The sequence below is a fragment of the Priestia sp. YIM B13551 genome (assembly GCF_042787905.1).
Classification (GTDB): Bacteria; Bacillota; Bacilli; order Bacillales; family Bacillaceae_H; genus Priestia.
Window position 1 is genome coordinate 1 of record NZ_JBHZOX010000026.1, and the last position, 11,235, is coordinate 11,235.

The following is an 11,235-nucleotide window of genomic DNA, read 5'->3' on the forward strand; positions in this document are numbered from 1 at the left end:
AGACATTATGTTAACTAAACATGTATACGATATACAGCTTAAAAAGAGAAAAAACTACCTGTGCGGAAGGTAGTTTTGTCTCAATTAGTAGTCGTAACCATCAGTATAGAATCCATCTCGTGGGTAGCAACGACGAACCCATCTGCATTCTTGAACCCAACGACAACGAGGAGGACGAGGATGGTGATAAGGCTGTTGATGGTATTGCTGTTGATGGTATTGAGGCTGTTGTTGTCTGTAAAAAGAATCATATAGGTAAAAATGTTGTAAATCGTTAGGATTTACTTCAGGTTGATAATAGTTATACAAAGTAATCTCTCCTTTGATTTGCTCCAACACACTATATGTTCATTTAAGGATTTGATATGGACTTATAACTAGGAAATCGAGCCTGTTTTTAGGTATTTAAACTAAATTTAGCTTTAGCTCTGTATTTTTTATTAGGTTAATGCCGGTAACACTGATTATGTTAACTAAGATTGAATACGATATACAGCCTAAAAACAGAAAAAACTACCCTGGTGTGTGATAGGGTAGTTTTTTCTGTTTCATGAATGGTAATCAATAGTTAGCTGACGTTGCAGAGCGTCTTGGGTAGTTTGCTCAAGGTATAAAATTTTATTCGTAATAGGCAAGTTACCTAATCGAGAACGAAAACATATAGTGTAGTTAAACCGACTTCAGCCCTGAATCCGTATCTTTTTAGCCTTCCTTATCTATAAAGTCAAAAGGCCCTTGGAATAAATTATTTCAGGGGTCTTTTCCGATAAAATCCATTATCATAATTAAATATATAAAGAATGTGTCTTTTTAACGCTTAAAAGTATTGAAAATAGGATAAGCCTTATTTCAAACAAACATATGTAAGTACAATCCATTTAACACCTTTAAACATAAAATAATATAATCCGTGCAAAAACTATTTCATTCCTTATTTGTTCAAAACTTAACTATAACAAAAGGGGGGATTTATATGTCTAATAGTGCTGGATTTGGATCTGGTTTTGCTTTACTAGTGGTATTGTTTATTCTTTTAATTATCGTTGGATGTAGTTGGTATGGCGGCTATGGTGGCTGGTAATAAAAGATAATAAAAACTACCTCTTTCTAGTCGGACTAGTCATAAGAGGTAGTTTTTCATGCTTTGAATACATAAAATCCATTATGTTAACTAACTTTGTATATTCTATACAACATAAAAACAGAAAAAACTCCTTGTTGTGGTAGGTTGTTTTTCTTTAGGAAAGATCAAGCTTATAGTTTCTGTTTCTTTATACAAACGCCCTGTCAAGGCATTCTTCTATTGCATAAACTATAATTTTAGGAAAAAAAAGGGAGGGAGGAAGAGTTAAGGTTGAGTGTTTTTTTGTCTAATTGGGATATACAATCTATTAATTTATGGCTATCAAAAATGCATCATTATAAGGATACAAGTAAAAGTCAAAGGGCTAACGAAGCTGATATAATCTTACAGTTGACATACCCAAAGATTGGTAATGGTCGCCACCGTATTGTCTTTGATTTTAATAATGGATATGTATTAAAAGTAGCCCTTACAAAGAAGGGGATTCAATGTAATGAAACGGAATTTAAAATATATAACCATTGTCGAGCTGATTTACGAAAACACCTCTGCCAAGTGAAAGAAGTTGGACATGGTTGGATCGTAATGAAAAAAATGGACATTGAAGTTCCCGTTGAAATAAGTAATAAAGAATTAATCCCATTAAAAAACAAATTTAGCGATGCCGGAATCAAGCCTAAGGATATGGGTAATAGTAATATAAGGTTATCCAAGAAAGGTAAAATTACTGTCGTTGATTATGGAAATTTTATTATGTATTGAAGTGAATATAGATACTGGAGTTGGCTATGCTTTTGGTCTAGAATCTAATCAATACCGAGCTTATTGGGTTCAGTTTTGTTCTGATAATGGTGATTATATTAACTGACCTTATATATAATATATAGTTTAAAAAACAGAAAAAAACTACCTGTCGCAACAAAGGTAGCTTTTTTCTGTTTTTTAGCTGTAGTTGTTGGCTGATGCCTCACGGCATCTTGAGTAGTTTGCTTAAAATATGAAATTTTACTCATTACTGTACTCTTGTAGCATGAAATTTTTAGATACAGTCTATAAGCTTTATGTCACTAAAGAATAGGATTTCGTGATAGGGGAACTTTATTTAATAAAGAAAGGAGGGAATATGATGAAAAAGAAATGTTCTGTTTTATTATGTACGTTAGCTTTAGCTATGATGACTTTCACCATACCTGTTAATGCTGAAAATAATAACGTAGATAGAGCAAATTATAATGATGACTTAAATTATAATAATGACGTAAACACTCGAAATGTCACTACAGCAACTGGTACGGATGATAACAATGATTCACCTTGGGAATTGCTTGGATTATTAGGACTAGTTGGTCTTTTTGGTCTTAAAAGAAGAGATGATCGTGAAGAAAAAGTTCGTTAATATCTATTTTGTATGAGTAGAGATAAATAGCTGTGATGAGAGCCACAATTTATAATCTCTCCAACAATTCTAAAAAAACTACCTATAGGGTAGTTTTTTTGGGTTTAATAACAAGGGTATAGTGGACGATGCACTTCTAAACATCTTAGTTAGTTTGCTTGAAATATGAAATTATATTCTTTGATGAATTAATTTTTTGATAGCAGTAGAAGAATAATAAAACAAGATTTGGAGACGTTAAACATGTGCATAGCAAGAAAGGTGGCACACTATCATGAATTTTGTAAGGAGGATAACAATGGGTATTTTAAGTGGAAATCCTACAGATGAACCGATGCATTATGGTGAGGTATTTGGAACATGGTCGTATGTTTCTACCTCAAAAGGGTTAGTATCTGGCTATCAAACATTTCTAAATCATGTAGGTGACAAGGATCTACATAAATTGGTACAAGAGACAATCGAACAGTGCCAGCAAGAAATGAAAAGCATCGAAACATTGTTAAAAGAAAATGGAGTAGGCTTACCGCCAACCCCACCTGAACGACCTGAAGCTTGTTTAGATGATATCCCAGTGGGTGCACGTGTTCAAGATCCAGAAGTAGCTGCAGCAATTTCAATGAATATAGCTGCTGGTCTAGTTGCGTGTAGTCAATTGATCGGACAATCTATTCGTGAAGATATTGCAGCCATGTTTGCACAAATTCATATGCAAAAAGTAGCTCTTGGTGGAAAGTTCTTAAGACTTAATAAAGAAAAAGGTTGGTTAATTCCACCTCCTTTTCATAAGTCTAAAAAAACTGATTGTTAATGATTAGCTTTCTATAGAATAGAACAAGGTGTCTCTTAGCAAATAGAGACATCTTTTTTATTTCCGATAATGTATTTTATGTTAACAAGTAAGAGAAGTTATAGCAGGAAATATCATGTTGTATTTGAATACTAGTTATATACTTTTAAAACGAAAGTGGAGGCTAGTATGATGCTTGTAAAAGAGATGCTAAATAAAATTAGTGTAAAAGAAATCACGATTAAAGAATTAGCTGATAGATATGATGTAAGTACTCGTACAATTCAATTAAAGATTAAGAAATTAGGATATGAATGGGATAGTAAGCAAAGTATTTATCGTTATGTGGGGGAAGATCCAGAACCTTTAGACCTTGATTTTAGGACACTTATTTCTAAAACTAACAAAATGCCAGCAGAACAAAAGCAAACTAAAAGTGAAGTAGCAGCTAGCATTAGTACTGTTGATGAAAGTGAAAGTACTAGTACTAGCTTTTCAAAAGCTAGTATGACTGCTAGCAAAGTAGATGCAATTGATATCTTATTGCAGAAACCAAAAGACCGTTCTAAAAGAGTATATAGAGGTTTTTATTTTGATGACGACGTTTTAAGTATTATTGATCGAGTTCCTAAGAGTTATAAATCTGAATTGGTGAATGAAGCTTTGAGAAAAGTATTTAAAGAAAAAGGGTTATTAGACTAAAAAACTCACCTACATTTTAGATGAGTTTTCTTGCTTATTCTACAAATAGGGTTTGCAAAAATGTAAGATTTGGTAGAAAATTAGACATAAGAAAAAGCCCTCAAGTTTTCGAGGACTCAGAGGACTCTTTCTTACAAAATATTAAGGAAGGAATTAACCTTCTGTTTTTGAATTCATTATAAAAACATTCTATCACAAAGGGTTATATTCTTTCCAGTAAAAATTGGAGGAATACTAAGTGAAGAAAGCCTTAGAAGAAGCAGAAAAAAAAGCTAGGCTACGAGATTCAAACATCGAAGAGATAATTGGACAGGTAGAGGTTGGTTTGTCAGCTGAACAGCAGAAACTATTACTTGAAGTTTTACATAATACCACAGGAGATAATTATTTCATCGGTAAACGTAAGAAAAAAACTGATGGGGTGAGATTTGTGCAAATAATTATGGATAACTACAATTACTTATGTAAAATCAATTATTTATCGAGTGCTGAAAAGGCATTTTTAATGGATTTAACACCTTATCTAGAGTTTAAAACTAATATTATTGTAGAGCATTCTGATGATGATGATGAAATTGACGCTGATTCAGCTTCTCCTAGTTACCTTGCAAAGGTGTTTAATAAAAATAGAGGTAACATCTCTTCTTTAATGAATGGACTCCTAGCAAAAGGAATTTTAGCTGTGGCTGAATCTGGTATGACTACCGATGATGGAAGAGTCTGTACTAGTAGAACTTGGTTTGTAAATCCAAACATTATGTGTTGTTCTCCAAAAGATGGTGTAGATAAAGCAACACAAAAAATATTTAAACGTTCTTTGAAAAATTTTAAAATTGAAGGAAGTTCTAAGAAACATCAACTACCTATCTATTTATTTTAAGTAAGGGGAAATTCCTCTTGCTTTTTTTTTTTTTTGCTGAAATTACATTTTTTAGGTGTCGGTTTTTTCGTACACCGGTGTACGAATTTTCGTACACCCTACCCTCTATAAACCTTGATATAAAGGCATTCTTGTACTTGTCCTTTCTCACTCTATTTAAATAGCAATTCGCTGAGAGAATTGCAAGAGTCTTTTTATACTTTTTTCGTTAAAACTATAAAATTAAAATAGCTATTTAAAATACAAGGTTCGAGTAGTATTTTTTAAGAAAATCACTTAAAAAATCTCCACTCTTTTCTCCTTGTATTTTAAATTTCGGCAGGAGTGGTTATATCGCCAAGCCGAAACATACCCAAAACGAAGTCAAAGATGCTCGGCTTACGACGGCCATTATACCTGCCGAACCGCCAGAGCAACTGTCCAAAATTCTACTCTTTTTCATAATGTATCTACACTATTTTAAAAGCCAGCCTCACACCCCAAAACGAAGGCGGCCACGTGATTCTAAAATATAAGTCTAAATCATCTTTTAAAAGGAACTTTTCTTTTATATATCGAATGACATATCATAGGACATAGCAGGAGGTTGTGCGATATGTCAGGTGACACAAAGAAGCAGCAAAAGGTTTATACAGCAAGGGAAGTCGCTACCCTTTTAGCGATACAGAACACTACTGTTCGTAAGTATTCTCAGCTGCTTGAAAAAGCAGGGTACCATATCCATAAAAATGAGTTGGGCCACAGAGGTTTTTTTGATAAGGATGTAATAATTTTACGTAAGATTAGAGAGTTGATAAAGCACCCTGATATGTCACTGGATCAGGCTATAAATGCAGTAATATCAACGGTTGGCGAAGACGATGTGTCAGACCGTGACACAGAGGAATTAGTGACATATCAGGGGACACAACAGTATGAGCAATTACTAAAACAATTTGAAGATTTTAAAGAAGAACAAATGAAATTCAATCAAGAATTGTTGAAACAAATTCAACAAAGGGATGAATACATTTCAAAGAAATTAGAGAACAGAGATCGCGATCTCTTAGATACTGTTAGAGGAATTCAAGAAACTCAAAAACTTATTGCTGCCAGTGAAGAAAAGAAAAAGAAGTGGTGGGAATTTTGGAAATAAAAAAAGACTGCTGGCTATTTAGCAGTCTTTTTTTATTTAAATGATTTGTTTCCGATAACATCTTAATCTCTACTTATATTATAACCCTATTTGAAAATTATTTATAGACTGTTTTTTCACTCATGTCCGGCCTTATACTGTTATACGCAAGTCAAAAAGTATAAGGGATGTGGCTATATGAATGACAAGAAAAATGTCTTAGATCATGGTCCGTTTTTTCATGGTACTAAAGCAGAACTGAAAATTGGAGACCTGCTTGAACCGTTGTACTTATCCAATTATCAGGATAAAAAATCTAACCATATCTATTTCACTGGAACATTAAACGCTGCTAAATGGGGCGCCGAATTAGCAAGATCTAATTCAAAAGAGAGAATTTATATTGTAGAACCATTAGGCGATTTTGAAAATGATCCGAATTTAACTGACAAAAAATTTCCGGGAAACCCAACACGTTCTTATAGATCTAAATCTCCTTTGAAAATAGTAGCTGAATTAGGTTCATGGGAAAGGCATTCCGATGAAGAAATAAATCATATGCTTACATCTTTAAAAAAGTTAACTGAAGAAGGAAAAAATGTAATATACGATTGATTCTCACATTATTAAAACTCTAGTTGAATGCCAAATTAAAGACTTAACTAATTTATCATTATAAGCAGAATTTAAAAAAGTGCCTGGGTAAACCGAGATGATTTCAGATCATTCCGATTTGCCCAGGCACTGAATTTTTATATGGCCGCCCTTTTGTGGGACTAGTTTCCACTGTAACAGAGATAACTGTGGTGAAAAATAAAGGATTATGAGAGATAATGTCCTGATTCTTAGAGTAAACATATAGCATACATACAACAAAGGCCACCTTATAGGATGATACATAATGGGCGGCCTTTGTTGTGACTATGACTTAAAGGAGGAAACCTTTATTAGTAAAAATAGAAGTTTTCTACTGATGGCCGTCGTGATCAACCTTGCTATATGGATATTTGTTCAGGAACAAATGACAAATGCCAAAGTTGAACAGCCTATTCTATTGATTGACCAACCTACGATGTGTAAATGAATAATGTGTATTTAAAAAGCAAAAGGGTATCCTCTTGCTTTTTATTTTTTAAAGCGGCCAAGCTACTATGGGGTATCTTCAAATGAGCGTATTGGGTGCGAAGCGGCAGCCGATACGCTCATTTTCATAAATAAATACTTCCAGGGCAAACTAAACGATATAGTTTATATGCTATGGAGGTAAGTAATTTGAATAAGAAAAATGATACTAGATTAACCTCTTCAGAAATTACAAGTCTGTGGGTTCAATATATGAGGGAAACGATGGCAATTTGCATCAGTAAATATGTATTAGCAACTGTTAAAGATCCTGAAGTTCATTCTCTTTTTGGATTTTGTTTAGAACTATCTCAAAAACATCTCAAAGTGTTAAAAAAAATCTTAAATGCAGAAAATTTCCCTCTACCAAATGGTTTTACAGATAAAGATGTAAATTTGGAAGCTCCACCTTTATTCACGGATTCACTTTGGTTACATTACATACATGTTATGACGATTCATGGATTATCAGGACATAGCATGTCATTTAGTAGTTCTATTCGGAAAGATATTAGGGATCTTTATTATCAATGTAATATGGACGCGATGGATGTTTATAACAGATCAATTGATATTCTCTTATCTAAGGGCCTTTATGAAAGAGATCCTTATTTTTCAATGCCCCGAGGTGTCGAGTACATAACAGAATTAGGATATGCAATGGATATATTGGGAAAGAAAAGACCTTTAAATTCGATGGAGGCAGGAAATATATATACTGATTTAAAGAAAAGTATTTCAGCAAAAGCTATTCTTCTCGGATTTCAGCAGGTAAGCCAAGATAAAAAAATACGTAAGTTTATGGAGGATGGTTTAAATTTAGTTAATAAGCATATAGGTCTTTTTTCTTCACTGTTACATGAAGGAGGTCTCCATACCCCACCGTTATTAGACAGAGAAGTTACAAATTCTAAGATCGCACCTTTTTCAGATAAATTAATGCTATTTCATGCCGGGTTTATGTTTAATTTAGCTATGATATATTATTCGGTTACTATGTCTGTCAGTATGAGAATTGATGTAGTAGGACACTGTGAAGCATCGATTCTAAGAGATTTAAAACTTACTACTAGTTGGGGAAATATTATGATTGAAAGAGGATGGATAGAAAGGCCACCAGAAGCAAGTGATCGAACTGAATTATGATTTAACTGTAAAAGAGAGTGGTATTCTAAATTTGGCCATTGTCAATGGTAAGCGGACCGTAGGGAGCATTAAGGAATTGACAATGTCACTACACCAAGACCCTCTTGGCACTCAAACAACCCCGTTTGTTTGACGCCAACCGGCGAGGGAGCCCCCTCAAAAAGTGAGGGGGTTGGGGGAGTTTTTTAGATGGGGTTAAGGGGAAGAGTTCCCCTTACAGGTGGTGGACGGCGTCCACGGTCTTATAAAAAAAGGGCATCCGTGAAGGATGTCTTTTTTCTATTTGGCGGAGCCAAACACAGGGAGGAATTCCGACCGCCCACCTCGTAGAGTGCGCTCCCAATTTGATCGAAGATGAAAAATTGGTGTAGTGCGTTACACCAAATCTCAAGTTGTGGTATGCTGGACCTAAGAACAGTGGTCGAAATGGGGGATTGAGGGATGGCCAAATATGGGATTATCCGCATGCAAAAGTTCCACAAAGACGCAATATTGGGTATCCAGAAACACAACCAACGAGAAGGCGAGAACAGTAAAAATAAAGATATCGATTCAAACAAAACGATGCTTAACTATGACTTTGTGAATGAGGACAAAATTAAGTACCATGAAGAAATTAAGAAGATGACGGCCACCCGTGTGAAACGAAAAATTCGGAATGATGCGGTCCTGGTCGCAGAGTTCTTTGTGTCGGCCAGTCCGGAATACATGCATGCGATGTCGCGAGACGAGCAGCGTAAATATTTTGAAGCATCACTGGACCATATAGCTGGCAAGTATGGTCAGCAGAACATTTTATATGCTACGGTACATAACGATGAATCAACGCCACATATGCACGTGGGCTTTGTACCAATTACGGAAGATCGACGCTTGGCCGCGAAAGACTATTTTCATGGCAAAACGAAGATTCGTCGAATTCAGGATGACTTTCATAACTACATGAACAAACGTGGTTATGACATTGAGCGTGGCGAGCCGAGCGAGCTGCAGCATAAAAGTGTTCATGAATTTAAGAAAGAAGAACGACAAAAAGAGCTAAACAACTTAGACCAACAACTAATCTTCAAGGAAAAAGAGATTCAAAGAATGGATAACTTACGGAACCTAAAGGAAGAGGGATTAGTTGATATACGTAGTGATCAGAGTATTGAAGAGCTTTGTCGTAAATCTGTTGAAATTGAAGTAAGTAAAGGTATGCTTGGTTCAAAAGTGAAAGTCGAAGAAGTTGATTTTCATTGTGTCGTTGATCTCGCAAAAGAATTGCAGGAGAAGCTGGCGGCCGAGCATAAGCGTACAAATGCATTAAGCCAAGAAGTTGGGAAAATGATGAAAGAGAATAAGGTGTTAACACAGCAATTAGAGAGTGTAAGAGAAGATTTAAGTATGCACCTTGTTCATCAGGATAGAGAAATTGAAAAGGCTAAGCATTTGATGAGGCAGAAGTTGATACGAGATTTCTCTGCGAATGAGAAAGAGAAGTTGAAAGAAGAGGTTAAAAGAGAACTGGATAGCGAATATAAGGCTCATATAAGCTCTCTAAGCGACGATTTAACGATTGAGAATCAGAAACATGAGAAAACGAAAAGAGAGCTTGTACAGGCAAATAAAGCGAATGATACCCTGACGAAGATGAATGTTGACTATATAGAAAATTATGTGCCAAAAGAGGATCTTGATAAAGCCAATCAGCAAGTTAATGAATTAAAGAAAGAGAATAAGACATTGAAAGCTTGGAAGGAAAAAGCATTGAATTGGATAGATAAGAATGTCGAGAAGATGAAGCAGATCTCGTTTTTTCAACATGTAGGTGGAGTCCAAAAAAGAAATAAAAGGCGAGATCAAGAAATTGAAAGATGATAATATCAATAAAAGCTTTAAAACGTTTGATTAAGAACACTAAGCATAAGGGCAATTTGAGTTAATAAGGTCTCCTTCAAACTAGAATCAGTACAGGTAGAGTGTTGTTGTATTAAGTATAAGAGTTCTCTGTTGAATAATAGGAGTTCGTATCTAGTTAGCATGAAATTTCTCCTTCTTTTATAAAAACTATTTTTTAAAAGCTTCGAGTAAAAATGAATAGTTTTATATACACAAAAAAAGCCATCTCATTCTATGGGCATTGGCTTTGCATAGAAATGAAATAGCTTTTTTACAGGGTTCACACGTATAACAAGTAACGAAAAAATAGCTCCAAATCAATATTATCATCTTTTTTCCATAAAGACTATATTTTTCCTACAGGAGGTTAAATGAGAAGGAAAGAGCAAGAAATAGAAAGATAAAGTTCCGTTGTACAAGGACATTTGTATATTGTAAGATATTCATATAAAAGTAAAAAATCAAAACTAAAACAAGGTTAATCTAATCGTTCTAAGAGTGATTAACCTTGTTTTAGTTTTGCCATTAAAAGTAAATGGGTGTGGGGGTATTGGAGTCTCATAAAGTGATCTTAAAAGAAGCTTTAACAGTCGAGATTGAAAAAGAGAGAAAATCTTTAATTGAAACGGCATTTGAAGAGGGGTTTACAAGTAAGAATACAGTGGAAATTAGCCAATTCATTGATGATATGTTAAATGAATTAGAAAAGATTAGGTAGCCTCAAATTAATACTAAAAATTTTTTATATGAAAAGAAAGCACCATTGTTATTGTAACAATGGTGCTTTCTTTTCTACATGTACGGTTTTAGATAAAAGGTTAATTGGAAAATAGCCGGATTGTCACTATAACATATCTAGATAAAAAATCAATTATTTGAAGTGTTTAGCATATGAATAAAAGGTGCACTTTTTATACATTCTTTCACTAATCGCTTACTGAAAAAACGTTGGTCTATCAAGGATGTATAAAAAGCTGCATACTCCGGAAAAAGAACCCTCGGCGGAACCGTTCTGCGACAAGGGTTCTTTTTTGTGATGTGTACCGGAAAGAGACATTATGTTAACTAAACATGTATACGATATACAGCTTAAAAAGAGAAAAAACTACCTGTGCGGAAG

Annotated in this window: 13 protein-coding genes; all 13 read left to right on the top strand. The window is 34.4% G+C overall.

The genetic code is table 11. The annotated features are described in order from the left end of the window. The first annotated feature begins 119 nt into the window (after positions 1-119). Complete coding sequence (locus tag ACFX4N_RS30685; protein WP_377263775.1) at positions 120-278, top strand: hypothetical protein; 159 nt, start codon at positions 120-122, stop codon at positions 276-278. A gap of 695 nt (positions 279-973) precedes the next feature. Further along, the gene (locus tag ACFX4N_RS30690; RefSeq protein ID WP_075422479.1) at positions 974-1,081 is read left to right on the top strand and encodes a YjcZ family sporulation protein; all 108 of its coding nucleotides are present in this window, start codon (positions 974-976) and stop codon (positions 1,079-1,081) included. Between the two features lie 273 nt (positions 1,082-1,354). Beyond that, entirely contained in the window at positions 1,355-1,846 is a 492-nt protein-coding gene (locus ACFX4N_RS30695; protein ID WP_301264964.1) for a hypothetical protein, read from the top strand. Positions 1,847-2,210: 364 nt separating this feature from the next. After that, positions 2,211-2,480, top strand: coding sequence for a WGxxGxxG family protein (locus ACFX4N_RS30700; protein ID WP_098239689.1), 270 nt, complete (start codon positions 2,211-2,213; stop codon positions 2,478-2,480). A gap of 298 nt (positions 2,481-2,778) precedes the next feature. Next, positions 2,779-3,291: a DUF3231 family protein gene (locus ACFX4N_RS30705; protein WP_377263778.1), complete on the top strand. Its 513-nt coding sequence runs from the start codon at positions 2,779-2,781 to the stop codon at positions 3,289-3,291. A 171-nt stretch (positions 3,292-3,462) separates the two neighbouring features. Then, positions 3,463-3,972, top strand: a complete 510-nt coding sequence (locus ACFX4N_RS30710; RefSeq protein ID WP_377263780.1) for a hypothetical protein — start codon at positions 3,463-3,465, stop codon at positions 3,970-3,972. Between the two features lie 238 nt (positions 3,973-4,210). Further along, positions 4,211-4,852, top strand: coding sequence for a MarR family transcriptional regulator (locus ACFX4N_RS30715; protein ID WP_204232278.1), 642 nt, complete (start codon positions 4,211-4,213; stop codon positions 4,850-4,852). A gap of 595 nt (positions 4,853-5,447) precedes the next feature. After that, a complete protein-coding gene (locus tag ACFX4N_RS30720) occupies positions 5,448-5,987 on the top strand; it encodes a DUF3967 domain-containing protein (protein WP_192101418.1) in 540 nt (179 codons plus the stop codon). 177 nt (positions 5,988-6,164) lie between these two features. Next, positions 6,165-6,581 (top strand): NAD(+)--rifampin ADP-ribosyltransferase, encoded by a 417-nt coding sequence (arr, locus tag ACFX4N_RS30725; RefSeq protein ID WP_301264962.1) that lies wholly within the window; start codon positions 6,165-6,167, stop codon positions 6,579-6,581. Between the two features lie 286 nt (positions 6,582-6,867). After that, the gene (locus ACFX4N_RS30730; RefSeq protein ID WP_057275180.1) at positions 6,868-7,050 is read left to right on the top strand and encodes a hypothetical protein; all 183 of its coding nucleotides are present in this window, start codon (positions 6,868-6,870) and stop codon (positions 7,048-7,050) included. 188 nt (positions 7,051-7,238) lie between these two features. Next, positions 7,239-8,234, top strand: a complete 996-nt coding sequence (locus ACFX4N_RS30735; protein WP_057275181.1) for a DUF3231 family protein — start codon at positions 7,239-7,241, stop codon at positions 8,232-8,234. A gap of 441 nt (positions 8,235-8,675) precedes the next feature. Then, complete coding sequence (mobV, locus tag ACFX4N_RS30740) at positions 8,676-10,094, top strand: MobV family relaxase (RefSeq protein ID WP_377263783.1); 1,419 nt, start codon at positions 8,676-8,678, stop codon at positions 10,092-10,094. Between the two features lie 562 nt (positions 10,095-10,656). Next, complete coding sequence (locus ACFX4N_RS30745; RefSeq protein WP_235567481.1) at positions 10,657-10,833, top strand: aspartyl-phosphate phosphatase Spo0E family protein; 177 nt, start codon at positions 10,657-10,659, stop codon at positions 10,831-10,833. The last annotated feature ends 402 nt before the right edge of the window (positions 10,834-11,235 follow it).